The sequence below is a fragment of the Burkholderia sp. Ac-20349 genome (assembly GCF_017104865.1).
GTDB classification, from domain to species: Bacteria; Pseudomonadota; Gammaproteobacteria; order Burkholderiales; family Burkholderiaceae; genus Burkholderia; species Burkholderia aenigmatica.
Map to the genome: position 1 here is coordinate 1 of NZ_JAAGPM010000090.1, position 24,507 is coordinate 24,507.

General features: G+C 66.9%; 21 protein-coding genes. 4 read left to right on the forward strand and 17 right to left on the reverse strand.

The annotated features are described in order from the left end of the window. The 5 genes from G3N61_RS25590 to G3N61_RS25610 form a co-directional block, all read right to left on the reverse strand. The coding region (locus G3N61_RS25590) for an iron chelate uptake ABC transporter family permease subunit (RefSeq protein WP_205823895.1) at positions 1-399 on the reverse strand (399 nt) is incomplete at its 3' end. Then, on the reverse strand, positions 396-1,244 hold the full coding sequence (locus G3N61_RS25595) for an ABC transporter ATP-binding protein (protein WP_089450442.1): 849 nt from the start codon (positions 1,242-1,244) through the stop codon (positions 396-398). The genes G3N61_RS25590 and G3N61_RS25595, both read right to left, overlap by 4 nt. Then, a complete protein-coding gene (locus tag G3N61_RS25600) occupies positions 1,244-2,251 on the reverse strand; it encodes a TauD/TfdA family dioxygenase (RefSeq protein ID WP_205823896.1) in 1,008 nt (335 codons plus the stop codon). Before G3N61_RS25600 ends, G3N61_RS25595 begins: the two co-directional genes overlap by 1 nt. Positions 2,252-2,295: 44 nt before the next feature. Beyond that, positions 2,296-2,538, reverse strand: a complete 243-nt coding sequence (locus tag G3N61_RS25605) for an MbtH family NRPS accessory protein (RefSeq protein WP_021163602.1) — start codon at positions 2,536-2,538, stop codon at positions 2,296-2,298. 86 nt (positions 2,539-2,624) lie between these two features. Beyond that, entirely contained in the window at positions 2,625-3,281 is a 657-nt protein-coding gene (locus G3N61_RS25610) for an RNA polymerase factor sigma-70 (RefSeq protein ID WP_089450440.1), read from the reverse strand. A gap of 325 nt (positions 3,282-3,606) precedes the next feature. On the opposite strand from G3N61_RS25610, the gene G3N61_RS25615 reads away from it, so the two are divergent. Beyond that, entirely contained in the window at positions 3,607-3,846 is a 240-nt protein-coding gene (locus tag G3N61_RS25615) for a hypothetical protein (protein ID WP_043182784.1), read from the forward strand. 46 nt (positions 3,847-3,892) lie between these two features. Continuing rightward, positions 3,893-4,030 carry an HHHH-motif protein gene (locus tag G3N61_RS25620; protein WP_011351930.1) on the forward strand — a complete coding sequence of 46 codons (138 nt, stop codon included), beginning with the start codon at positions 3,893-3,895 and terminating at the stop codon, positions 4,028-4,030. A gap of 182 nt (positions 4,031-4,212) precedes the next feature. On the opposite strand, the gene G3N61_RS25625 is transcribed toward G3N61_RS25620, so the two are convergent. From G3N61_RS25625 to G3N61_RS25655, 7 genes are all read right to left on the reverse strand, one after another. Further along, on the reverse strand, positions 4,213-5,202 hold the full coding sequence (locus tag G3N61_RS25625; RefSeq protein ID WP_241017906.1) for a fimbrial protein: 990 nt from the start codon (positions 5,200-5,202) through the stop codon (positions 4,213-4,215). Positions 5,203-5,234: 32 nt separating this feature from the next. After that, the gene (locus G3N61_RS25630) at positions 5,235-5,981 is read right to left on the reverse strand and encodes a molecular chaperone (protein ID WP_205823898.1); all 747 of its coding nucleotides are present in this window, start codon (positions 5,979-5,981) and stop codon (positions 5,235-5,237) included. 16 nt (positions 5,982-5,997) lie between these two features. Continuing rightward, positions 5,998-8,451: a fimbria/pilus outer membrane usher protein gene (locus G3N61_RS25635; protein WP_089450438.1), complete on the reverse strand. Its 2,454-nt coding sequence runs from the start codon at positions 8,449-8,451 to the stop codon at positions 5,998-6,000. Between the two features lie 121 nt (positions 8,452-8,572). Continuing rightward, a complete protein-coding gene (locus tag G3N61_RS25640; RefSeq protein ID WP_089450437.1) occupies positions 8,573-9,085 on the reverse strand; it encodes a fimbrial protein in 513 nt (170 codons plus the stop codon). Positions 9,086-9,935: 850 nt separating this feature from the next. Continuing rightward, positions 9,936-11,396 (reverse strand): efflux transporter outer membrane subunit, encoded by a 1,461-nt coding sequence (locus G3N61_RS25645; protein ID WP_089450699.1) that lies wholly within the window; start codon positions 11,394-11,396, stop codon positions 9,936-9,938. Then, a complete protein-coding gene (locus G3N61_RS25650) occupies positions 11,396-14,533 on the reverse strand; it encodes a multidrug efflux RND transporter permease subunit (RefSeq protein ID WP_089450436.1) in 3,138 nt (1,045 codons plus the stop codon). Before G3N61_RS25650 ends, G3N61_RS25645 begins: the two co-directional genes overlap by 1 nt. Before the next feature lie 20 nt (positions 14,534-14,553). After that, a complete protein-coding gene (locus G3N61_RS25655) occupies positions 14,554-15,753 on the reverse strand; it encodes a MexX/AxyX family multidrug efflux RND transporter periplasmic adaptor subunit (RefSeq protein ID WP_205823899.1) in 1,200 nt (399 codons plus the stop codon). A gap of 150 nt (positions 15,754-15,903) precedes the next feature. Here G3N61_RS25655 and G3N61_RS25660 point away from each other — a divergent pair, with 150 nt between their 5' ends. Further along, positions 15,904-16,551, forward strand: coding sequence for a TetR family transcriptional regulator (locus G3N61_RS25660; RefSeq protein ID WP_205823900.1), 648 nt, complete (start codon positions 15,904-15,906; stop codon positions 16,549-16,551). A gap of 338 nt (positions 16,552-16,889) precedes the next feature. Then, on the forward strand, positions 16,890-18,152 hold the full coding sequence (locus G3N61_RS25665; protein ID WP_205823901.1) for a M23 family metallopeptidase: 1,263 nt from the start codon (positions 16,890-16,892) through the stop codon (positions 18,150-18,152). A gap of 145 nt (positions 18,153-18,297) precedes the next feature. Here the strand turns inward: G3N61_RS25665 and G3N61_RS25670 are convergent, their stop codons facing one another. The 5 genes from G3N61_RS25670 to G3N61_RS25690 all read right to left on the reverse strand — a co-directional run bounded on the left by G3N61_RS25670 (position 18,298) and on the right by G3N61_RS25690 (position 24,448). Beyond that, a complete protein-coding gene (locus tag G3N61_RS25670) occupies positions 18,298-19,023 on the reverse strand; it encodes an amino acid ABC transporter permease (RefSeq protein ID WP_043183162.1) in 726 nt (241 codons plus the stop codon). A gap of 2 nt (positions 19,024-19,025) precedes the next feature. Continuing rightward, positions 19,026-19,748 carry an amino acid ABC transporter permease gene (locus G3N61_RS25675; RefSeq protein WP_089450432.1) on the reverse strand — a complete coding sequence of 241 codons (723 nt, stop codon included), beginning with the start codon at positions 19,746-19,748 and terminating at the stop codon, positions 19,026-19,028. Positions 19,749-19,842: 94 nt separating this feature from the next. Then, a complete protein-coding gene (locus tag G3N61_RS25680) occupies positions 19,843-20,658 on the reverse strand; it encodes an ABC transporter substrate-binding protein (protein WP_043182770.1) in 816 nt (271 codons plus the stop codon). 198 nt (positions 20,659-20,856) lie between these two features. Next, a complete protein-coding gene (locus tag G3N61_RS25685; protein ID WP_089450698.1) occupies positions 20,857-22,779 on the reverse strand; it encodes a rhomboid family intramembrane serine protease in 1,923 nt (640 codons plus the stop codon). 364 nt (positions 22,780-23,143) lie between these two features. After that, a complete protein-coding gene (locus G3N61_RS25690; RefSeq protein WP_043182752.1) occupies positions 23,144-24,448 on the reverse strand; it encodes an MFS family transporter in 1,305 nt (434 codons plus the stop codon). Positions 24,449-24,507 lie beyond the last annotated feature (59 nt).

Sequence of the window (24,507 nt, forward strand, 5' to 3'; positions counted from 1 at the left end):
GAACAGCAGCGGCACCGACGCGACACCCGCCAGTGCCGGCACGAGCATCGCCGCGAGCAGGCCGAGCTGGGCGCCGCCCGTCACGCCAAGCAGGTCGGGCGACGCGAGCGGATTGCGCGTGAGCGACTGGAACAGCGCACCCGCGATGCCGAGGCAGCCACCCGCGACGAGCGCCGCCGCGACACGCGGCAGGTTGAGGTCGAACAGGAACACGTGCGCGAGCGCGGCGGCATCGCTGCCGGGCACCGCGTCCCACCACACGCGCAGATCGGGGGCGACACGCAGCGCCGCGAGTGCCGCGATCAGCGCGACCAGGCCGATCGCGATCGTACCCGCCCGGCCCGTTGCCGCGCCCTTCCCCGCCGCCGCGAGGCGCTTGCGCGTCGCGAGCGTCGTCATACGGCGAGATCCCGGTCGAAGACGCCGGCCGCCTGCGGCGCGCCGTCGGTCGACGGCCCGTAGGCCGGCACGCACATCGGTGCGCCCGTCTGCGGATGCGCGAGCTTCAGCATCTCGACGCCGAACGCGGCGCGCAGCCGCGCCGGTTCGAGCATCGCATCGGGCGAGCCCTGCGCGACGAGGCGGCCCGCGCGCATCAGCACGATCTCGTCGCTGTACGCGGCCGCCTGGTTCAGGTCGTGCAGCACCCACACGATCGTCAGCCCGCGTGCGCGGTTCAGCGCACGCAGCGCATCGAGGATGTCGAGCTGGTGATGGATGTCGAGATAGGTCGTCGGTTCGTCGAGCAGCACGATCGGCGCCTGCTGCGCGAGCGCCATCGCGATCCACGCGCGCTGGCGCTCGCCGCCCGACAGCGCGCCGACGTCGCGGCCCGCGTCGTCGGCGAGGCCGCTCGTCTCGAGTGCCTCGTCGATCGCCGCATGGTCGGCCCGCGACAGGCCGCGCAGGAAGCCGCCGTACGCATAGCGCCCGTACGCGACGAGCTCGCGCACCGTGAGGCCCGACGGAATCTGGTTGAACTGCGCGAGCATCGTCAGCTCGCGCGCGAGCGCGCGACGGCGAAACGACGCGAGCGGCTGGCCGTTGACTTCGACATGGCCGGCACGCGCGGGCTGCAGGCCCGCGAGCGTGCGCAGCAGCGTGCTCTTGCCGCAGCCGTTCGGTCCGCACAGCGCGGTTACGCGGCCGGCCGCGATCGACAGGTCCAGCCCGTCGATCACGACATGGTCGCGATACCCTACCGACAGCCCGCGCGCGGCAAGCGCGGCGGTACTACGCGTCATCAATCCTCCGTTCGGTCACGCGGGACCGTGTAACTCTGCGCCATCGCGACGACGACCTTGCGCGGCCCCTCGAACGGGTCGCGCGCATGCGCGGTCAGCATGTTGTCGAGCATCAGCACGTCGCCCGTGCGCCACGGGAACACGATGCGCTGCTGGTCGAGCACACCGCGGATCTCCGCGAGCGCGTCCGCTTCGAGCGGTTCGCCGTCGCCGTAATACACGTTGCGCGGCACGTTCTCGAGCCCGACCGCGTCGACGAGCGCTTCCTGCATGTCGTCGTCGAGCGCCGACAGGTGAAACAGGTTCGCCTGGTTGAACCACACGCGGTCGCCCGTGCGCGGATGGCGCGCGACGGCCTGGCAGCGTTCGCGGGTGCGCAGCAGCAGCTCGCCGTCGTCGTCGGTGCGCCACGCGCATTCGATGCCGCGCGCTGCGCACATCCGTTCGACCTCGGCCGGCTCGTCGGTGCCGAACGACTGCTGCCACGGCAGATCGAGCCCCTGCCCGAAATTGCGGACGTACAGCAGCTCGCGCTGCTCGAAGCGCGCAATCAGCGCCGGATCGAGCGCGCGATAGACGGCGCGGCTGTCCGCGATCGGCGTCGCCCCGCCCTGCGGCGCCGCGAGCGCGCAGTGGAACCAGATCCGCAGCGGCCATTCGCGCGTGTACGACTGCTCGTTGTGCAGCGGAATCGCGCGGTGCGGCGGGTATTCGGTCGACGTATAGACCGCGCCTTCCACCTGGCTGCGCGGCGTCGATGCGTATTCATAGCCGATCAGCGGATCGCCGAACGACGCCGCGAACTGCTGGAACGCGTCGATCGACGGCACGTGAAAACCCGTGAACAGCACGCCGCCCGCCCGTTCGAGCGTGTCGGCCGCGATCTCGCGCGCGAGCGGCGCGACGTCGTCGATCGACATCCCGTCGCTGCCGCGCGGCGACACGACGGTGGGCAGCCCCGGCTCGATACGCAGGTCGTCGAGCGTCGGCAACGTAAGCAGGGTCATGCAACGTCCTCTTCAGGTGGCGCGCCGGATCACGGCGCAGCGGGTCACGACGCGCGCGATGCGCGCTCGCCGTCCATCGCGCGGCGCAGGCTCGCGGGGCGCATGTCGGTCCAGACTGTCTCGATGTGCGCGAGACAGTCGGCTTTCGGGCCGCTCACGCCGACCTCGCGCCAGCCGGCCGGCACGGGCCGGAACGTCGGCCAGATCGAATACTGTTCTTCGTCGTTGATGACGACCGTATAGACGAGGTCGTCGGTGTCGGCGGAAGGCGTCGTGGCTTGCGTCATGATCGGAAATCGCTGAGGCGGTTGAAGGTGGCGAAGCGGCGGTGTCGGCCGCTCCTGTCTGATAGACGATTGGCCGGCGCGGTTTTTTACCGGCGCCGTGCGCGGCCGCCCAGGAACACCGGGCACGCGACGCCGCGATGGCACGCGTCGAGGCATTCCGCGCAGTGGCGCTCCGCGTCGCGCACCATGAAATGCACGAGCGTCTGCGACACGTTCAGCGCGCGCGCCGCGGTCTGCAGCGTCTCCTCGCGCAGCCGCACCATCTCGAATGCCGCGCGGCTGCGCGCCGGCAGGTCGTCGAGGGCGGCCCACACGCGCCGCAGCGTGTCGCGCGTCAGCAGCGCGGCTTCCGGCGTCGGCTCGGGCGACGGCACGTCGAAGCCGTCGTCCTCTTCCGTGTGATAGACGTTCTCGAGGCTTTGCCGGCGGCACGCGTCGATCGACGCATTGCGCACCATCCGCGTCACGTACGCGACCGGCTGGCGCACCGCGTCCTGGTTCGGGAATTCGACGAGCTTCACGAACACGTCGTGTACGACATCCTCGGCGCGGCTCGCGCAGCCGACGAAGCCGCGCGCGACATTGACGAGCATCGTGCGATGCGAGATCAGCACGTCGAGCAATGCCCCCTGCGCACGGGGCTCCGCGGTACGGCACGCACGCAGCGACCGTTCGGAATTGCGGCCGAGGAACGGGTTCGCCGCTGCCGCCGCCGGTCGGTCGAGCACTTCCGCCATCGCCATCGATCTGCTCCGTCAAATTCCGAGATAGCGCAATTTAACGTAAACGCAAATCATTCTCAATCCGATTACGGGATGACCCTTTCGACTACCAGGATTTGTCTGAATAATCGCCGGAATCGTTGCATGAACAGACGGGACGCGTTCGGGCGGTCGCGGCACGCGGCCACCCGCGCGTCCGCCCGGCGCGCATGGCTCGCGTCGCGCCGACACGATCTTTCACGAGTCTGACGAAACGCCTGCGCCTGTCATGCGCGGTAGCAACTTATTACCACGTGAAATTTTGAGGGCTCGTACGATCGACTTGCCGTTTCCAAGGGAGAACAACATGAAATCCATCGTGTTATCCGCTGTCATGGTGGGCGCGCTGTCGAGCGTGATGCTCACCGGTTGTGTCGCCTATCCTGCCCCGGCCGAAGTCACGATCGGCTGGCATGGCGATCGCTACTGGGACGGCAATCGCTACTGGGAGCGCCGCGACTGGGAGGCTCAGCATCCGGGCGGGCATGACGACCGCCGCGACGATCGCCGGGACGACCATCGCGACGACCAGCGGCCGCAGTGGTAAGGCCCCGCCGCTCCCGTGACCCGCTATTCAACGACCGCACCTCAACATGAAGACGCTACTGAAAACCCTGACCGTCGCGGCGCTCGCCGCTGCCGTACTCGTACCGGCCATCGCCGAGGCGCATCCGCACCGGGTGTGTCACTTCGACCATCACCATCACAAGATGTGCCGCTGGGTGCGCTGAGCCTCGCGCAGCAGATGTGAAAAACGCCGGCAAGCCGGCGTTTTTTTCGTTTTACCGACTCTGCGGCAACACCCTGCGTCGCACGATGCAACGCCCGACCGGTTGGCGTCCGGCATGCATCGCCGCCGAGCGTTTCGTCACCCATGCATGCGCCCCGGCACGCGTGGGCCGCACCGTGCGCGTCAATAGATGAACAGTCGAATCGTCGCCGTCCCGTTGAACGGACCGATCTTCGGTGGCCCAAACGCCTTCAGCACGGCATCGAGCGTTACGCTCTGGTAGTTCACGTTCCCCGGCATCTGCGCGAGCACGAACTGTTCGTTGAACGCAATCGCCTTGCCGTTCCGGTCCTCGATACCGATGCCGAAATTGCTCTCCGGATCCGGCACGAGCAGCCCGTTCTGCACCGTCTGCGACGTCTCGAAGTAGCCGTCCACGCGCACCGGCACGTTGCATTGCTTGGTCAGCGCGAGACTGAACGGCCGGCGCGGCACCGCGGGCAAAAAGCCGTTGCGCGTCGCCTGAACCTGGCCGAACTTCACGATGCCGGGCTCGGGCGTGACTTTCACGTCGACCATGCAGGGGGTCGGCTTGAGATTCTGCAGACCGCTCAGCTTGTAGCGGAAGCTGCCCTTGCTGTTCAGCCCGCGCTCGCCGTCGAACTGAAACACCGCATAGATATCCGAGGGTGGCTTCGTCCACGCCCCCCGCTTGCGAATGACCACCTGATACTTGATGCTGATGGGCCATTTCGGACACATCCCGGCATCGACCTCCCAATCTTTCATCTCGCAGATTTTCACGGAGCTGTGCGTATCAATGCCGTTCCCCGGCTGGCTGGTGCGTCCGTAATAGTCGGTGCCCTCGAAGCGAATGCCGACTTCGAGCCCCCACGCGGCCGGATTCTGTTTGTCCGGATTCGCGTAGAAGTAGACCTGCTCGGGGAAGTTCTGCAGCCCGCCGATATCCTTGTAGCAATAGCCCGTCGTCGTCCGCGGCGGCGACACCCAGATGACGTAGCCGTCCGGCGCGTCGGTCGGATACGACGCGACATTGCCGATCGCCTCGGTCAGCGACAGGCCGCCGCTGTCCGCAATGCACTTCAGCGCCCACGCCGGCTGCGCGACCACAACGAACAGCGCGAGCGTGCACCATCTGAGCCAGGTCGACATTGTCGAAGCGATGCAGTTTCGTCGCGCCCCGCTCATTTCTTCACGCTCTTGCAAGCACCGGCATCGCACGCATACTCGACCGCCACCTGCCCGCCGAAATCGTCGATATGCGTAACGAACAGCTTCGCCGGCATCGCGGCCTTGAACGGCACGTCGGCCGCGCTCATCGGGCTGACCATCACCGGCTCCAGCGGCACCGGCGTCTTCTGTGCGCCCGACGCCACGTCGACGATCGTGATGTGGTACGGCGTCGGGTTGTCGAACACCAGCTTGTGCGCGGCCGCGTCCACGCGCAGCGTCATCGGCAGCGTCCAGTCCTCGTCGCGCACCGGCTGCACGGCCTTCGGCCGGTAGAACAGCTTCATCTGCGTATGCAGCGCGATCTGCAACGAGTTCGGCGTATCGGCCTTCGGCGGCACTTCGCGGATGTTCAGGTAGAACACCGTTTCACGATCGGCCGGCAGGTCGGCACCCGGCAGCTTCGCGATCCGCAGCACGTTGCGCTCGTTCGCCTCGACGCGCTGCAGCGGCGGCACGACCATCAGCGGCGACGTGATCTTGTTGTGTTTCTCGTCCTCGAGCCACGACTGCACGAGGTACGGATAGGTCGCGCTCTTGTTGGTGATCGTGACGATCGCGGCCTGTTCGCCTTCGTTGAAGATCACGCGCGTGCGGTCCGGCACGATCGCCGCATGCGCGGCGCCCGCGAGCAGCGCGCCGGCGGTGGCGAGCACGCACCATGCGCGCCGCGGAAAGGAAAGGGAGAAGGAATGGTTCATCGCTGGATCCGTGAAATCATCGTTCGACCCGCGCAGCCGCTGCATGCGACTCGCCGGGTGTCTGGCACGTCACCGGGATCGGCGTGCCTTCGAGTTGAAGCTGGTTCGGCAGTGCGTCGACCGTGCAAAGCGTGCGTTCTCCCGCCCGCACCGCGAGCGTCGATTTCGGCTGAACCTGGGTCAGGAACGCTGCACCGCCCTCGCCGACGATGCCGAGTTCCTTGCCGTTCGTCGCGTCCTGGACCGACGCACCGAACGGCAACGGCTTGCCGGCCGCGTCGGTCAGCGTCAGGTACAGGTTGCTGCCGCGCGCGGCGGTGAACTTCACCAAGCCGATCGCGCCGTCGGTCAGCACCATGCGCTGGATCGGGTTGGTCACCTGTACTTCGAGCGGGAGCTTCTCGACGTTGACGGTTGCGTCGTACACGTTGTAGGGCGAGATGCTGTCGAGCACCGCATAGCCACGCGAATCGGTATGCGTGAACGAGCCGGACAGCGGCACATCGGGCACGCCGTCGGTCGACACCAGCAAGCGCGTATCGCCCGCATTGCCGTTCGCGTGCGCGGAGATGCCGTACTGCGTCGCGACAAACGAGCCGTCGACCTGGAGCGATGCGGCCGCATACGAGTTGGCAAGCGTCGACGCCTGCGCGGTGAGCTGGTACGCCGACGTACGCTGACGGAAGCTCGCATTCGCCGACGCACGGCCGTCGGTCGCGCCCGTGTTGATCTGGTAGGTGCGGCCGTCCGAATCGTCGTAGATGTAGCCGGCGTTCACGCTCGTGCTGCCGCTGCCCGTCGTCACGTTCGACGTGACGGTGTGTTTGACGCCGATCGGCAGCGTCGCGGTGACCGAGAACTGGTTGCCGCTCGCGCCCGCGCTCTGCGTGCGAAATGCCGACACGTTCACGCTCAGGTTGCGCAGCGCGCCGATCGAGAGCGAACGCGTCAGCGTGATGCCGACGCGCTGCTCGGACGAGCGCGCCCAGTAGGTCGTCTGGTCGTACGAGAAATAGGTCGACGTGTCGCCGAAGCGCTTCGACATCGATGCCGAATAGCGCTGCTTGCTGTTGGCAAGGCCGTATGAAGTCGGATCGCCCGTGAACTGCGCGAAGTTCGTGTACTCGCGCTCCGAAAAGCGGTAGCCGAAGAAGCGCACGTCAGCATCGAGCACGTCGAAGTGCTTCGAATAGTTGACGCGGTACGAGTTGCCGTTGCGTGTCGCGCTGTTCCACCACAGGCGCGCCCGCGCATGCGTGACGTCGGCCGACAGCGCGCCGAACGTGCCGAAATCGCGGCCGAGGCCCAGCGCGATCGACGTATAACCCGATGCGGCGATGAAACCGCCGTACACGGTGAAGTCCAGCGGCAGGCCGTACGCCGCTTCGCCGAAACCGAAGAACGGCGTAATGCCGGCGCCGCCGAACTGGCGCGGTTTGCCGAGCGCCATCTTGTAGCGCAATTGCCCGGTACGCGAGAGGAACGGCACGGCAGCCGTCGTCACCTGGAAGCGCTGCGTGCTGCCGTCCTCTTCCTCGACCGCGACGTCGAGCGTGCCCTGCACGCTCGTGTTGATGTTCTGCAGCGCAAAGGCGCCCGGCGACACGCGCGTCACGTACAGCACGCGGCCCGCCTGCGACACGGTCACGGTCGCGTTGGTGCGCGCGACGCCCGAGATCAGCGGCGCATAGCCGCGCAACGACGGCGGCAGCATGCGGTCGTCGCTTCGGATCGACGCGCCCGTCAGCGCGAACGTGTCGAAAATGTCGGAGCTCAGGTAGTCGTCGCCGAACGTTGCCGTCGACTGGATCGACGGCAGTGCGCGAAATGCGTAAAGCCGGCTGAAACGGAACGTACGGTCCGCGAACGCGGTGTTGCCGACGTTCGACTGCGCCTGGTAGTCGCCGCGAAAGCGCCACGCGTCCCAGTTCGCGCCGATCGTCCCGTAGGCCTGGATCGAATTGGTCTGCCCGCCTGTTGCACCGAAATTGCGGTTCGTGTTCGCGATCACGCGATAGTCGAGCATCGCACCTGGAATCCCTTCGGACCAGTTCTCCGGCGGCAGGTAGGTCGAATCGCTGAACTCGAGCGCGGCCTGCGGAATCGTGATCCTGAGCCGCCCGTCGCTCTTCAGGTAACGCACGGTCGCGCCTTCGATCGCCGTCAGGTCGACGCAGCTTCCGCCCTGGAAGCGCGGCAGGTCCTTCGCAAGCGACGGCTTCAGGCCGAACCGCGCGACGAGTTCCGGGCGCAGGCACGGCTTGCCCGCACCGGACGCGTCGACAGCCACGAACTCGATCGCCTGCAGCCCGAGGAACAGGTCGTTGACCTGCACGTCGAGCATGTACTCGCCCGGCAGCGTGAAGTCGGCCTGCGAGAACTGCGACAGGTCGACGTTGCCCGTTCCGTCGATGTCGAGAAACGACGAATTGAATTCCGTCGCATGGCCCTGGCTGCCGACAACCAGCACGGAGACGCAAAGGAAGGAATGTCTGATTCGCACGCGGCGCTACCGAAAATCCGAGGAGAAGAGAACAGGAAGGCAGGAAGACGGAGGAAGGGATGCACGCCCCCTCCTCCAATACCGATGCTTACTGGTAGCGGACCGTGAAGTTCGCGACGGCGTCGGCGGAACCCGGCGTGACGTCGGCGGCCGTCGATTCGTACATTGCCGCGAAGCGCACGGTGTTCGAACCGTTTTGCAGCACGGTCGGTGCTTTCTGCTCGACGCCGTTGTCGAGGTATTCACCCGACGGAGCCTGCAGGCGGATACCGACGTTGGCGGCCGAACCGACCGTGGCGATCAGCTTCGGCTGGCCAGCGCTCGACGTACCCGTGAACGTGAAGAGTGCGTTCTTGGAAATGCTGGTGTCGCAATCGGTCAGAACGATGTCGAAGTTGACCGCGGTGGACTTGTCGCCAACCTTCTTGAACACGTTGGTCGGCACTTTGCCGAGGCGAACGGTCTGGTTGTCCGAGTTAGCGTCGATGCCGCATGCGCCCGCGACGATCTCGCCCGTGAAGTTGATCGTGCCGGTGCCCGCTGCGAAGGCCGAGGTCGACAGGGCCGCGAGTGCGACAGCGGTCAGGAGGGATTTTTTCATGACGTTACCCGTAAGGAGTGCAAATGGAGTAGATGACGTGGCGGACACAAACGGCAGCGTGTGGTGGCTCCCGTCCGTCACGAGGCGGCATTATCGAGATAAACATGAAAGTTTTCTGTAAATCATTGTCAAATCCCCCTGACAATGTCCGATTCACCCCTCTAAATTCACACTCTTTCCCGTCAATTTTCAATCCATTTATTTTTATCCGCAGTCCTTCTTTATTTTTCGGAAGCAATTGAAGATTAAAGAAATTTCCGGCCGACAACCGATACCGCCCCGCTCCTCCTTGCTGGAAAAGGATCCCGCAATACCCATCCGGAAAAAGACAAAACATTGTCCGGCTCCGCCATCGTTGTCAGGCGACAACGCCAATATCAAATCATTTTCAACAAACAGGAAATTAACCGACGATTTAATCAAGCCAATTTTTTCGCGCAAACGATTGCGATATAAATACAAACGTTTTACTGCGACACTTTGCCGCCCTCATTATTTCCAATACATGGATTAATCCGGGCGTCAATTCCGGATCGGAAAGCGCGTGCCTGAGTGGCCGCCGGAACCCGACATCCGGGTCGCATCGCAGGCGCGAGAAAAGGAAAAATGAACCGCACACGTTTGCGCGGGATTGCGACACGAACGGTCGCCGGACGCAGGCCGTTCCGGAACGCGCATGTGCGCGCTGCCGCAGGATGAAAAACGTCCTGCCCGGCCTGTCGGTGGGGAATATCGGTGGGGAAAGATATCGCGAGAACAGCGATATCGGTTGAAGAAAACGGCGGCGGCACGTCGCATCGTACCGCCGCCGTTGTGCCGCCTGACGCGCTGCCGCGTCAGGCGACGGGTATTACGCGGACGCCTCGGCCTCCGCCGACACCGGCGACCAGCCGCCGCCGAGCGCGCGGTACAGCGTGATCGCATTCGCGAGCCTGAGCTGCTTGAGCCGGATCAGCTCCTGCCCCGACTCGTAGGTACTGCGCTGCGCGTCGAGCAGTTCGAGATACGTCGCCACGCCACCCGCGTAGCGGCGCTCCGCGAGCTTCAGCCGCGCGCCGTCGGCCGCATACACGTCCTGCTGCGCGACGAGCTGGCGATCGATCCAGTCGCGCGCGGCGAATGCGTCGGCCACTTCGCGGAACGCGGTCTGCACCGTCTTCTCGTATTCGGCCACCGCGATGTGCTTGCGCGCGTTCGCGACGTCGAGGTTCGCGCGATTGCGTCCGCCCGCGAAGATCGGCAGCGTGATGCGCGGCGCGAACGTCCACACGCCCGTGCCGCCGGTAAACAGGCTCGAGAATGCGTCGCTGACCGAGCCGTAATCGGTCGTCAGCGTGATGCGCGGGAAGAACGCCGCGCGCGCGGCGCCGATCTGCGCGTTGGCGGCCTTGAGCCGTGCCTCCGCCTGCCGGATGTCCGGCCGCCGCTCGAGCAGCGCACTCGGTGCGCCGGGCGCCACGGGCGCGATCGACAGCGTGTCGAGCGCAGTCGTGTCGCCGGGCGCGTTGCGCGCGAAATCGCCCGCGAGCAGCTGCAGCGCCCGCACGGACTGCGCATGCTCGCGCTCCAGTGCGGCCTGCGACGCGCGCGCGGAGGCCACCAGCATCTCGGCCGAGCGCAGCTCGATCGCGTCGCTCGTGCCGGCTGCATAGCGGCGCTGCGTGAGCGCGGCCATGCGTTCGCGTGCGTCCAGCGTACGCTGCGCCAACGCGAGCTGTTCGTGCAGCGAGCGCTCCGAGACGTACGCGCCCGCCACATCGGCAATCACGCCGATACGCACCGTGCGCTGTGCGTTGGCCGTCGCGAAATATTCGGCGAGCGCCGCGTCGGACAGACTGCGCACGCGGCCGAACAGGTCGAGCTCGTACGCGCTGATGCCGACGCCCGCGCGATACAGCCCGCTGATCGCGCTTTCGCGCACGACCGGATCGTACTGACGCGCACGGTCATAGCCCAGATTCGCATCGACCGACGGCATCAGGTCCGCGCGCTGCACGCCGTACAGCGCACGCGCTTCCTCGAGCCGGCCGGCCGCGACCCGCAGGTCGCGGTTGTTCGCGAGCGCCGCATCGATCCATGCCTGCAGCGCGGCATCGGTAAAGTACGTGCGCCAGTCGTCGAGCAGCGCGGCGTCGGCGGTTGACGTTGCGGCCGCCGCGGGTGCGGCACCGCCGTCGACCGGCGCATAGGTAGCCGGCACCGGCGCCGCCGGCCGCTCGTAACGCGGCGCGAGCGTGCAGCCGGCCAGCGCGAACGCGGCGGCCAGCGCTACCTGAACCCGCAGCGCGGCGCGTGCATTGAGCGCAAACATCATTGGGAACCCTCCATCGTCGCCGGCTGCGCCCCGCCGCGCCGGCGCGGGCCGACGTCGAACAGGCGGCCGACGATCACGAAAAACAGCGGGACGAGGAACACCGCGAGCACGGTCGCCGTGATCACGCCGCCCAGCACGCCGGTGCCGATCGCCATCTGCGCGCCGGACGCGGCGCCCGACGCGAACGCGAGCGGCAGCACGCCGACGCCGAACGCGAGCGACGTCATCACGATCGGCCGCAGCCGCAGGCGCGCGGCCTCGAGCGCCGCGTCGACGAGCGACATGCGCTGCGCGACCAGGTCCTTCGCGACTTCGACGATCAGGATCGCGTTCTTCGCGGACAGCCCGATCGTCGCGATCAGCCCCACCTTGAAGTAGATGTCGTTCGGCATCATCCGCAGCGTGACGCCGAGCACCGCGCCGATCACGCCGAGCGGCACGACCAGCATCACCGCGAACGGAATCGACCAGCTCTCGTAAAGCGCCGCGAGCGCGAGGAACACGACGAGCACCGACAGCGCGAACAGCATCGGCGCCTGCGCACCCGACAGCCGCTCCTCGAACGACTGCCCCGACCACGAGTAGCCGGTACCGGCCGGCAGCTTCCCGGCGAGCCGCTCGATCGCGGCCATCGCCTCGCCGCTGCTGTGGCCTTCCGCGGCCGAGCCGTTGATCGTGAACGACGGAAAGCCGTTGTAGCGCGTGAGCTGCGGCGGCCCGAGCGTCCAGTGCAGCGTCGTGAACGCCGCGAGCGGCACCATCTCGCCATGCGAGTTGCGCACGCGCAGCTTCTTCACGTCGTCCGGATCGAGCCGGTGCAGCCCGTCGGCCTGCACGATCACGCGCCGCACCTGCGTGCCGTGCATGAAGTCGCCGATATAGTCGGAGCCGAACATCACCGCGAGCGTCGTGTTGATCTCGTCCATCGACACGCCGAGTGCGGACGCCTTCGCGCGATCGATGTCGAGCTTCAACTGCGGCGCGTCCTGCGTGCCGGCGAACATCAGGTCGGTCAACGCCGGATCCTTGCGGCCCGTCGCGAGCAGCTGCTCGCGCGCGGCGCTGAACGTCGCGTAGTCGAGCCCGCCGCGGTTCTGCAGCCGGAAGTCGAAGCCGCTCGTCGAGCCGAGATCGGGCAGCGCCGGCGAGTTCATCGCGAACACCGTCGTGTTCGGCGTGCCCGCGAAGCGCTCGTTGATGCGCGCAACGATCGCCTGCACGTGCGCGTCTTCGGACTTGCGCTCCTTCCAGTTCTTCAGCGTAACGAAGATCATCCCGCCGTTCGGCCCTTCTCCGTACAGGTTGAAACCGCCGAGCGCATACGTGTAGGCGGCCGGCTCGTCGCGGCGGATGGTCGACTCGACTTCCCGCACGCTCTGCATCGTTTCCGCGAGCGGCGTGCCTTGCGGGCGGATCACCATCACCATGAAGTTGCCCTGGTCCTCGTCCGGCAGGAACGCGGTCGGCAGCTGCGTAAGCATCAGCGCCGCGGCCCCGGTCAGCGCGCCGTACACGACGAGCCAGCGCACCGGCTTCTTCAGCATCGTGCCGACGCGCGTCGCATAGCGCTGCGTCGAGTTTGCGACGAAGCGGTTGAACCAGCCGAAGAAGCCGCGCTTCTCGTGATGGTCGCCGGACACCGGCTTGAGCAGCGTCGCACACAGCGCGGGCGTCAGCGACAGTGCGAGGAAGGCCGAGAAGCCGATCGACACCGCAAGCGACAGCGCGAACTGCCGGTAGATGTTGCCCACCGCGCCACCGAAGAACGCCATCGGCAAGAACACCGACGTCAGCACCACGGTGATCCCGATGATCGCGCCGCTGATCTGCTTCATCGCCTTGACGGTCGCATCGTAGGGCCCGAGCCCCTCCTCGACCATCAGCCGCTCGACGTTCTCGACCACGACGATCGCGTCGTCGACGAGGATGCCGATCGCGAGCACCATCCCGAACATCGTCAGCACGTTGATCGAGAAGCCCGCCGCATACATCACGCCGAACGTGCCCGCGAGCGCGACCGGCACGACGAGCGTCGGGATCAGCGTCGCCCGCAGGTTCTGCATGAACAGGAACATCACGAGGAACACGAGCACGCCGGCCTCGATCAGCGTCGTGACGACCTTGTTCATCGACACGCGCACGAACGACGACGTCTCGTACGGGATCTGGTACTTCACGCCCGGCGGGAAATACGCGGACAGCTCGTCCATCGTCGCGCGCACGCGCTTCTCGGTGGAGACCGCGTTCGAGCCCGGCGCAAGCTTGATGCCCATCCCGGTCGCGACCTTGCCGTTCACGTACGACGGGTAGTTGTAGTCGTTGCCGCCGAACTCGATGCGTGCGACGTCGCGCAGGTACAGCGCGGAGCCGTCGGCCTGCGTGCGCAGCGCGATCGCGCCGAAATCGGCGGGCGTCTTGAGCGGTGCATCGGCGAACACGGTCGCCGCGATCGGCGCGCTGGCCGGCACTGCGGTGCGGCCGATGTCGCCGATCGTCACGCGCGCGTTGTGTGCGCGCACCGCCGACGCGATATCGGACGCGGTGAGGCCGTGCCCGGCCATCTTCACCGGGTCGGGCCAGATCCGCATCGCGTACTCGGCGCCCCAGAACTGCACCTTGCCGACGCCCTCGACGCGACGCAGTGCCTGCACGACGTTCGCCGACGCATATTCGCCGAGCTGCACGCCGGTCATCCGGCCGTCGTCGGACGTCAGCGACACCACGAACTGGATGTTGTCGGCGGCCTTCTCGACCTGGATACCGTCACGCCGTACCGGTTCGGGCAGCCGCGCCTCGACCGTCTTCAGCCGGTTCTGCACTTCGACGGCCGCGAGATCGGCATTCACGCCCTGCTTGAACGTCAGGTACAGCGACGCCATCCCGGCGCTGCTGGTGGCCGACGTGTACATCAGCCCCGGCGCACCGTTCATTTCGCGCTCGATCAGCGCGGTCACCGATTCCTCGACGACCTGCGCGGACGCGCCCGGGTATGTCGCATAGATGCTGACGACGGGCGGTGCGATGTCCGGGTACTGAGCAACGGGCAGCGCGCGGATCGCGAATGCGCCGCCCAGCATGATGAAGATTGCGATCACCCACGCGAAGACGGGGCGATCGATGAAGAAACGTGCCATGGTGGTGTGGTGTTAACCGGTCAGGTTTGACGGGCAGCCGCCTGCGAAGCGGCCGCTGCCGGCGCTGCCTTCGACGGCGGCGCCTTCTCGACGGGCTTGACGGCCGTATCGGGCGCGAACTGCGCGGCGTTGTCGACGATCACGCGCTCGCCGCCCGCGAGGCCGCGCGTGATGCGCCAGTCATGGCCGGTCATCTGGTCGGCCACGACCTCGACGTCCTTGACCTTGCCGTTCGTACCGACGACCCGCACCGACGTGCGGTCGGTCGTGCGCAGCAGCGCATCGCGCGGCACGAGGATCGCCCGCTGGTCGACGGCCGTGTCGAGCGCGATCCGCACATACGCGCCCGGCAGCAACTCGCGCTCCGGATTCGGGAACAGCGCGCGCATCGCGACGGTGTCGGTGGTCGGATCGACCGCGAGATCGCTGAACAGCAGCTTGCCCTTCAGCGGATATGCGGTGCCGTCGGCGCGCAGCAGCGTCACCGCGATGTCGTGCTGCGCGATGCCCGTTGCCCGCCCGCTCTTCACCGCGCGGCGCAGCGCGTCGACATCGGCGGCCGGCTGCGAGAAGTTCACGTAGATCGGATCGAGCTGCTCGACGGTCGTGAGCGGCGTCGCCTGGTCCTGGCCGACGAGCGCGCCTTCGGTCACGAGCGCGCGCCGTGCGCGGCCCGCGATCGGCGCGGTGACGGTCGCATAGTCGAGCTGCAACTGTGCCCGTGCGAGCTCCGCCTTCGCGGACGCGACGTCGGCCTTCGCCTGCGTGTCGCCGGCAACGGCCTCGGTGTGGTCGCGCTCGCTCACTGCGCGGTCGCGCACGAGATCGTCGTAACGGCGGCGCTTGTCGCTCGCCGCGAGCGCGGCGGCCTGCGCCTTCGCGAACGCACCCTGCGCGGCGTCGCGCGCGGCCTTCAGCGGCGCGGGATCGATGCGGAACAGCACCGCGCCCTGCTTCACTTCCTGGCCTTCCTCATAGGTGCGTGCGGTCACGATGCCCGCGACCCGCGCGCGCACTTCCGCCTGCCGGTATGCGTCGAGCCGGCCCGGCAGTTCGACGGTCATCGGCACGGCCGTCGGATGCACCGTCACGACCGTGGCCTGTTTCGCGGTCTCCGGCGCGGTGTCCTTGTCGCCCTTTCCACATCCGGCCAGGGCCAGCACGGCCGCCAGCGCGAACGGCGCCAGCCGGTGGCGCAACAGGGAGCGATTGTTATTCATGTGTGACCTCGGATCGATCGCCGCCGATAAAATGCGGCAGCTCAGGGTGGCCGATTATAATCAGTCACGACTGATTAAATACACGCCCCTTCAATCTGACCGTCACACTGTCTCAATAAAACGACAGCGAACTGTAAGGAATCTCAGGACATGGCCCGCAAGACCCGCGAAGAATCGCTCGCCATCAAGCACCGGATCCTCGACGCCGCCGAGCTCGTGCTGCTCGAGAAAGGCGTGGCGCAAACCGCGATGGCGGATCTCGCCGAGGCCGCCGGGATGTCGCGCGGCGCCGTCTACGGCCACTACCGCAACAAGATGGAAGTGTGTCTCGCGATGTGCGACCGCGCGTTCGCGCGCACGTCGGAAGGCTTCGACGCGGGCGAGGGGCTGCCCCCGCTCGCCACGCTGCGGCACGCCGCATCGCACTATCTGCAGGAATGCGGCGAGCCGGGGCCGATGCAGCGCGTGCTCGTGATCCTCTATACGAAGTGCGAGCAGAGCGAAGAGAACGGCGCGCTGCAGCGGCGCCGCATGCTGCTCGAATTGCAGATGCTGCGGATCACGAAGGCACTGCTGCGCCGCGCGATCGCGGCCGGCGAAATCGCCGCCGATCTCGACGTGCATCTGGCCGCCGTCTATCTCGTGTCGCTGCTCGAAGGCGTGTTCGCGTCGATGATCTGGACCAACCGGCTGCGCGGCAACCTGTGGAACGACGCCGAGGCCATGCTCGACGCCGGCTTCGACACCGTGCGCACGTCTGCCGCGTTGCGCAGCCGCGCGCACAAATTGCCGGCCTGATTGAAATTGTCGTAATAAATGCTGATTTAACCCGATTTACCGCACTGCGAAACGAATGAGCTGACCCCCTTTAAAATTTTTAACGTTTCACGGAACATCGGTAGACTGACGCTGTCATCTTTCTTTAGCGTCTTCGTGATAACCGGGTACGACACGGTATGCACGCCGCCGTTCGAAGCGGGCCCGCCCCGCGCGTTGGGTCGAACGGAAACGACACAGGCCCCTGGCGGGGCCTGTTTTGTTGCACGCCCGCCGCCCGCCCCGTCGCTGCCCGACGGCTGTGCCGCCGGTGGACCCTGCCCACACCCCTTTGAACCGCTTTCCTGGATGTGGACACCTTGGTCAAGTCTGCCGCTACCCCTGATGCTTTCGCGCCCGGCCGCGCGCAGCGCATTGCGCGCGCGCTCGTGCCGGCCGCCGTGCTCGGCGCCCTCGCCGCCCTCGGCCTCGCCGCACTGCCGGCCGTGTCGCAATTACCGGGCGCCGTCGACTCGGGCACGGCCGCGCTGCCGCAGCGCGTGCTGTCCGACACGCCGTTTCCCACCGCGCAGCATTTCGTGACGAGCGAGCTCGCCCGGACGATCGGCGAGCGCAACGATGCCGGCGAACGCCACGACCGCAGCCAGCAGCCGGGCCTGTTCGCACCGCTCAGCGCACACCGCAACGACATGCTCGGCTATGCGAGCCTGTTCCAGTTCGCGGCCCCTGAAAACCAGCACGGCATGCGCGCGGGCGACATCGAGCTCACGCTGTCCGATACGCTGAACCGTCTCGACGTGCCGCCCGAGGTGCGCATCCAGCTCGGCGATCTCGTCAGCGGCAAGGTCGCGATGCGGGCGAGCGCGCAGCGCGGCGACTATTACCGCGTCGCGTTCGATATGAACGACGGCACGCCGCGCCTCACCGCGCTCGAACTGCGCGTCGCCGGCCGCACCTTTGGCGCAATCTGGTTCCGCGCGCCGGGCGCCGAGCACGGCGCGTACTACGCGCTCGACGGCTCGCCGCTCGAAGCCGCGGCCTTCACGATGCCGGTCAAGTGGACGCGCATCAGCTCGTTCTTCGGCGAGCGCATCCATCCGCTGTCGCAGGCGATGGCATTCCACACGGGCGTCGATCTCGCCGCGCCGACCGGCACGCCGGTCGACGCGGCGGCCGACGGCGTCGTGTCGTTCGTCGGTACCGATCCGGGTGGCTACGGCCGCTACGTGATCGTCGATCACGCCGATGGTTATTCGACCTACTACGCGCACCTGTCCGCGTTCGCGCACGGCCTCAAGACGGGCGAGACCGTGAAGCAGGGCCAGCGCATCGGCTCGGTCGGGATGACCGGCGCCGCGACGGGCCCGCACCTGCACTTCGAGGTGCGCGTCGCGAACAATCCGGTCGATCCGCTCGTCACGCTCGCGAGCGCGCAGACGGCGCTGTCCGACATGCAGCTCACCGCCTTCCGCCAGGAAGCGGCGCAATGGCGCCTCCGCCTCGCGTCGATCAATACGGCGCCGTTCGCGTTCGCGCAGAACGACGGGCCGCTGTGGGGCGATTTCGCGATCGACACCTCGACGCTGCGCGCGGTCTTCAATACGCATTACTCCGCGTCGTGATGCACCTGCCACGCGCCGTCGCTCGACGAGCAGCGGCGCGCGGCCGGCCCGCTACCGTTCCTGTCCGCCCTGCCTGGCGGGCTGTCGACTGCGAAGATTCACCTACACATCCTCGCCGGCATCGCGAGACAGCCGCAACACGCCTTTATCGTGCGGGTTCCGTGCACTCGCCCGCCACCTGCGCAGCGCGTTCCGCGCGCGGGCGCCGCGACAGCAGCCAGCGTGCCGCGCCGTCGAGCGACGTGCACAGCACCAGATAGATCAGCGCAACGAACAGGAAGATCGGCGCCGGATACACCATCAGCCGGTTGTTCACCTGCGTCGCGACGAACGACAGCTCAGGCACGCCGACGATATACGCAAGCGACGTGTCCTTCACGAGCGCGACCCACTGGTTGACGAACGACGGCGTCATGATCCGGATCGCCTGCGGCAGCAGCACGTAGCGCACCGTCTGCCAGCGCGTGAGCCCGAGCGACAGCCCGGCCTGCCATTGCCCGTCGCCCGCCGCGACGATGCCCGCATGCACCGCGTGCGCGAGATACGCGCCGCCGATCAGCGCGAGCGCGCACACGACCGTCGCGAGCCCCGGCACGTCCATGTGCAGCAGCATCGGCATCAGGAAGTAAGTCCAGAAAATCAGCATCAGCACCGGAATCGCGCGGAAGAAGCCGATGAACGCGAGCAACAGCACGCGCGCCGGGCCGCGCGCGAGCGCCATCGCCACGCCGAGCGCGATGCCGAGCACGGCCGATGCGACGGCCGACGCGATCGCGAGCAGCAGCGACAGCGCGGCCCCGCCGAGCGGCCCTTCCGGGAACGCGCCGACGAGCAGGTACGGCAGATTGGTGAGCAGCAGCGAAAAATCCATCGTCAGCGCCCCGCTCCCAGCCGGTCGCGCCATTGCGTCGCCGCATACGCGCCCGCTTCGATCGCGGCCACCGCCGCGACGTACAGCACGGTCGCGACGCCGAATGCGGCGAACGTCCTGAACGTCTCGGTCTCGACCTGCCGCGATGCATACGACAGCTCGGCCACGCCGATCGCCATCGCGAGCGACGAGTTCTTCACGAGATTCATGTATTGGCCGAACAGCGGCGGCAACGCGATGCGCACGGCCTGCGGCAGCACCACGTAGCGCAGCGACTGCATCGGCGTGAGGCCGAGCGCGGCCGCGGCATCGTGCTGCGCGCGCCGCACGCCGCGCAGGCCCGCTTCGCATTCCTCGGCGACGAACGCGGCCGTATACGCGCTCAATCCGACCCAGCCCGCGACGAATTCGAACGACGGCCATGCGAGCGTGAACGGGCCGATGCTCAACGCATGGCGCGCGTTCAGCCACGCGATCCAGGTGTCGGGCAACAACGACGCGACACCGAAATACCAGAACAGCAACTGCACGAGCAGCGGCGTGTTGCGGAACGTGACGACGTACGCGGCCGCCACCGTGCGCGGCGCCATGCCGCGTGCATGCCGCATCACCGCGAGCAGCAGCCCGCCGGCGGTCGCGGCAACGGCCGACGCGGCCGCGAGGCCGAGCGTCAGCAGGAAGCCCTGCCAGAGCCAGGACAGATATTTGGGAGCCAACCCGAGCATGCTGTGTTGCGGGCGCGAAGCGCGCGATCGGAAGAAAACGGAAAGCGCCGCGAGGCCGATGATCCGGCCGAGCGCGGCGCGCGTGCGACGCGGATCAGGTCTTGTCGCCGATCCGGAAGATGCGCGTGAGCGGCGTCTTCGTCGTCGGCCCGAACCATGCGTCGTAGATCTGCACGGCGCGGCCGTTCGCCTCGAGCCCCTTCAGCGTGTCGTTGACGAAGCCGAGCAGGCGCGTCTCGCCCTTCGGCACGCCGACGCCCATGTAGTCGTTGGAGATCGTGAACGCCGGGATCTCGTAGTTCTGCTTGTCGGGCACGTTCGCGAGCAGGCCGATCAGCTTCGGGCCGTCCTGCGTGATCGCCTGCACGTTGCCGGCGCGCAGCGCGGCGAACGCGAACGGCGTGTCGTCATACGCGACGATCGTCGCCTTCGGGAATTTCTCGCGCAGCGTGATCTCGTTGGTCGTCCCCTTGTCGGCACCGACGCGCAGCGCATTCAGCTGGTCGGCCGATTTCAGCACGCCCTTCTTCGCGAGAAACTGCTGGCCCGACGAGAAATACGGAATGCTGAAATCGACCTGCTTCGCGCGCTCGTCGGTGATCGTGAAGTTCGCGAGCACGAGATCGACCTTGCCGGACGTCAGGAACGGAATGCGGTTCGCGGGGTTGGTCGGCTGGAGTTGCAGCTTCACGCCGAGCTTGTCGGCGAGGGCCTTCGCATAGTCGACGTCGAGGCCGACGATGTGATTGCTCTTGCCGTCGACATAGCCGAACGGCGGGTTGCTGTCGAACGTCGCGACGCGCAGCACACCGGCTTTCTTGATGTCGTCGAGACGGTCCGCATGCGCGACGGTGCCTGCGGTAATGAGCGCAGCCCCGACGAGCCACGTAGCGAGCGTGTGGATTTTCATGAGCACGACCTGATTTGTTATGAAGGCCGCCGCGGATCGCGCGGCGGCCCGGTTCGAAGAACATCGCGACGGAGTGTGTCGTCGCGAAGCCGCTAACGTATCAGCGCGTGCGGTAATTCCGAACCAACAAATGGTGCTTTGCTCAGCGGGTTTCGTGATGAGGGGCGGCATGTGCCCCGCACGCACCTGCGCGCGAGGTCATTCGCTGCCGCCGTCTTCGGCAGCGTCCTCGGACGCTGCACACAGGAACTCGCCGTCGCCGCCGTCCTGCAGGTAGTCGAGCGAGCGGTCCATGCTCAGGAACGACAGCGTGCCCGATCCGCCCAGCGCGAACAGCGCCCGGTGATCCGGCGCGAAGATCACCTGCGACACGCCGCCCGCAACCGGAAACTCGCCAACGGTGCGGCGCGTAGCGGTCTTGATCACGCGCATCGGCTTGTCATCGTAGCTGCCCACGGCGATCAGCGAACCGTCGCCGCTGCCGTCGAAGCTGTGCACCGACGTCTGGCAGACCGGATAACGGTCGCGTACGGCCAGGCTCGACACATCCCGCCACTGAATCGACGACGCGTTGTAGACCCAGACACCCGCGCCCTTCGCGGCCGGCTGCGCCTGGATGAAATCCGAATCGACCGGATAGGTCTGCACCGGCGCATTCGTCGCCGTATCGAATGCAACGATCGCGCTCTTCTGCATCGCATACGCATACAGCCGTCGGCCGTCGGGCGACAGCCACATCGACAGCGCGCGGCCGAACTCGACGCCCGACGCGTCATGCTCGCCGAGCGGCAGCGTCGCGATGACCTGCGGCCAGTGCGCGAGACTGACGACGGAAATCGTGTCGTCGACGCTGTTCAGCACGTACAACCTGTCGTTCGACGCGGATGCGACGATCGCGCGCGGGAACCGCCCGAGCGTCACGCCGTCGACAATCGCGCCGCTGTTCAGGTCGATGCGCACGAGGCCGTTCTCGCGCATCGACGCGACATACGCGTAGCGTTCGTCGGGGCTCACGTACAGGCCGCTCGCGCCGCGGCCGCGGCACATGTTGCCCGGGCAGCCGTCGAGTCCCGTCGCGAACGGCTCGCCTTCGATCGTGCGGACGACTGCATGCCGCTCGACGTCGACGACGACGAGTGCGTTCCGGTCGATGTCGGTCACGTACAGACGTTTGCCCGACGCGCCCAGCACCATCGCGTACGGCCACTTGCCGACCGGCACGACGGCGCCTGCCGCCTGCTCGGCCGATACGGGCGTCGGGCGGTGCTGCTCGTCGTCGCGAATCTGCTCGGCAATCGCGGCCGCCTGCTGTTTCGCCTGCCGCTGCGCGGCGTCGCGCGCGACCTCGCGAATTGTCGCGACGCGCCAGCCTTGCAGTTCCTCGCTGCCCGCCCGCTGCGCGGCGAACAACATCGCCGCGCTGCCGAGCACCGCGAGTACGAGCGGCACGGCAACGCGCGTCGAGCGGCCGGCCCCGTACATCAGCCAACCGGCAACGAACCCGGCGACCACGCCGCCGAGATGCGCTGCCTGGTCGATGCCGGAGATGAAAAAGCCCGATGCCAGGTTGATCGCGATCACCTGCCCGACCGCGCCGAGATTGATGGCAACCGGCGCATCGCGGCCGCCGTCGCGCCCGCGTCGCAGCGCGAATGCCGCGGCCGCGCCGGCCAGTCCCATCAGCGCGCCCGACGCGCCGACACTCACGACCGGCCGGATCCCGCTGGACTCCAGCGCGACACCGAACGCGAAACTGGTGCTGCCGACTTCGTGATAGCCATGCCACAGCGCGCTCAGCAGCGAGCCGCCGAGCGCGGACAACAGGTACGCGACACCGAACCGCAGCGTACCGCCGGTGCGTTCGAGCACCGTGCCGAGCACGATCAGCATGTACATGTTGAGTAAAAGATGCGTCCAGCTGCCGTGCAGAAACGCGCTTGTCAGCAGCCGCCACGGCTGCCCGGTGAGCGTATACGGCGCGAAGTTCGCCCCCCAGTCGAGCAGCAGCGGGTTCGACAGCTCGCCATACGATGCCTGTCGCCATATCAGCACGAAAATTGCGGTATTGACGACGGCCAGGAGAATCGTCAGCCACGGCCGGGAAGTTGGTTGTTCTCTCATGGGATCTTGGTATGGGTTGTCGCGCGTGGGCAGCGCGAGCGCCATTATATTTCGTGTCCCGCAAGAAACGAGCGTGCGACGGAGCCGGTCGGCGAACCTGGATAAAAAGACGCCCGCTGCAAGCAGCGGGCGCGAATCCCAGTCAAGGAGGTGTCACACGAACTACATGCTCAGGATAAAAGCATCGCCCGCTGCGGACAACGAAGCGATTGCGATATCGATATCGTGCGTCCCGCGATGAGCTTGCACGCGTCCACACGAAGATGCCACGCATGAAAAAACGGCGCGCCGCCGGTGTGGCGGAGCGCCGTCCTGTCGAACGTTACCGGTCGATGCGGGCAGCCTCGCGAGACTGCCCTGCCGGTCACGGCTCGTGACGCAGATACCCTTCCTTGCTCGGGTCGCGCATCAGCCACGACACGAGCAGCGAGATCGCGCACAGCACGGTCACGTACCAGTAGAAGGTTTCCTCGCTGCCGATCGACTTGAACCACAGCGCGACGTACTCGGCCGAGCCGCCGAAGATCGCGTTCGCGACCGCGTACGACAGGCCGACACCCATCGCGCGCACTTCCGGCGGGAACATCTCGGCCTTGATCAGCCCGCTGATCGACGTGTAGAAGCTGACGATCGCGAGCGCGATCGTAATCAGCACGAACGCGGTCACCGGGCTCGTCACGTCCTTCAACGCATGCATCAGCGGCACCGTGCCGATCACCGAGAACGTACCGAACAGGATCATCGACGTGCGGCGGCCGATCTTGTCGGACAGCGCACCGAACACCGGCTGCATCAGCATGTAGACGAGCAGCGCGACGGTCATCACGTTGCTGGCCGTCTTCGCATGCATGCCGGCCGTGTTCACGAGGTACTTCTGCATGTACGTCGTGAACGTGTAGAAGATCAGCGAGCCGCCGGCCGTAAAGCCGACCACCGTGAAGAACGCGCCCTTGTGCTGCCACACCCCGCGGATCGTGCCCGCGTTCTTCTTGTCGCGCGATTCGGTCGTCGACGTCTCGTCGAGCGACTTGCGCAGGTACAGCGAGATCAGTGCGGCCGCCGCGCCGACCACGAACGGAATGCGCCAGCCCCACGCCTTCAGTTCGCCGGCCGACAGCGTCTGCTGCAGGATCACGAGCACGAGCAGCGCGCACAGCTGGCCGCCGATCAGCGTCACGTACTGGAACGACGCGAAGAAGCCGCGGCGGCCCTTCAGTGCCACCTCGCTCATGTAGGTCGCGCTCGTGCCGTATTCGCCGCCCACCGACAGCCCCTGGAACAGCCGCGCGACCAGCAGCAGCGCGGGCGCGAGCGCGCCGATCTGCGCATAGGTCGGCAGCACCGCGATCACGAGCGAGCCGCCGCACATCATCAGCACCGAGATCATCATCGCGTTGCGACGGCCGTGGCGGTCGGCGATGCGGCCGAACAGCCAGCCGCCGATCGGACGCATCAGGAAGCCGGCCGCGAACACGCCCGCCGTATTCAGCAGCTGTGTCGTCGTGTTGCCGCTCGGGAAGAACGCCGGCGCGAAGTACAGCGCGCAGAACGAGTAGATGTAGAAGTCGAACCACTCGACGAGGTTGCCCGACGAGGCGCCGACGATGGCGAACACGCGCCGCCGGGTGTCATGCGCGGACAGCGCAGCTTGGTCGGTCTGGACGTCCATGGATTGGTCAGTTCCTTTTAGTGCTTTCTGGGCGAGACGGCTGGGGGCCGCCGCGTGCG

Bases quoted from the DNA above. Each gene is read 5' to 3' on its own strand.
- G3N61_RS25675 (WP_089450432.1), bottom strand. From the start codon at position 19,748: ATGCTCGGGTTGGCTCCCAAATATCTGTCCTGGCTCTGGCAGGGCTTC.
- G3N61_RS25690 (WP_043182752.1), bottom strand. From the start codon at position 24,448: ATGGACGTCCAGACCGACCAAGCTGCGCTGTCCGCGCATGACACCCGG.
- G3N61_RS25640 (WP_089450437.1), bottom strand. From the start codon at position 9,085: ATGAAAAAATCCCTCCTGACCGCTGTCGCACTCGCGGCCCTGTCGACC.
- G3N61_RS25645 (WP_089450699.1), bottom strand. From the start codon at position 11,396: ATGTTTGCGCTCAATGCACGCGCCGCGCTGCGGGTTCAGGTAGCGCTG.
- G3N61_RS25680 (WP_043182770.1), bottom strand. From the start codon at position 20,658: ATGAAAATCCACACGCTCGCTACGTGGCTCGTCGGGGCTGCGCTCATT.
- G3N61_RS25610 (WP_089450440.1), bottom strand. From the start codon at position 3,281: ATGGCGATGGCGGAAGTGCTCGACCGACCGGCGGCGGCAGCGGCGAAC.
- G3N61_RS25620 (WP_011351930.1), top strand. From the start codon at position 3,893: ATGAAGACGCTACTGAAAACCCTGACCGTCGCGGCGCTCGCCGCTGCC.
- G3N61_RS25650 (WP_089450436.1), bottom strand. From the start codon at position 14,533: ATGGCACGTTTCTTCATCGATCGCCCCGTCTTCGCGTGGGTGATCGCA.
- G3N61_RS25595 (WP_089450442.1), bottom strand. From the start codon at position 1,244: ATGACGCGTAGTACCGCCGCGCTTGCCGCGCGCGGGCTGTCGGTAGGG.
- G3N61_RS25630 (WP_205823898.1), bottom strand. From the start codon at position 5,981: ATGAACCATTCCTTCTCCCTTTCCTTTCCGCGGCGCGCATGGTGCGTG.
- G3N61_RS25600 (WP_205823896.1), bottom strand. From the start codon at position 2,251: ATGACCCTGCTTACGTTGCCGACGCTCGACGACCTGCGTATCGAGCCG.
- G3N61_RS25660 (WP_205823900.1), top strand. From the start codon at position 15,904: ATGGCCCGCAAGACCCGCGAAGAATCGCTCGCCATCAAGCACCGGATC.
- G3N61_RS25625 (WP_241017906.1), bottom strand. From the start codon at position 5,202: ATGTCGACCTGGCTCAGATGGTGCACGCTCGCGCTGTTCGTTGTGGTC.
- G3N61_RS25615 (WP_043182784.1), top strand. From the start codon at position 3,607: ATGAAATCCATCGTGTTATCCGCTGTCATGGTGGGCGCGCTGTCGAGC.
- G3N61_RS25685 (WP_089450698.1), bottom strand. From the start codon at position 22,779: ATGAGAGAACAACCAACTTCCCGGCCGTGGCTGACGATTCTCCTGGCC.
- G3N61_RS25655 (WP_205823899.1), bottom strand. From the start codon at position 15,753: ATGAATAACAATCGCTCCCTGTTGCGCCACCGGCTGGCGCCGTTCGCG.
- G3N61_RS25605 (WP_021163602.1), bottom strand. From the start codon at position 2,538: ATGACGCAAGCCACGACGCCTTCCGCCGACACCGACGACCTCGTCTAT.
- G3N61_RS25670 (WP_043183162.1), bottom strand. From the start codon at position 19,023: ATGGATTTTTCGCTGCTGCTCACCAATCTGCCGTACCTGCTCGTCGGC.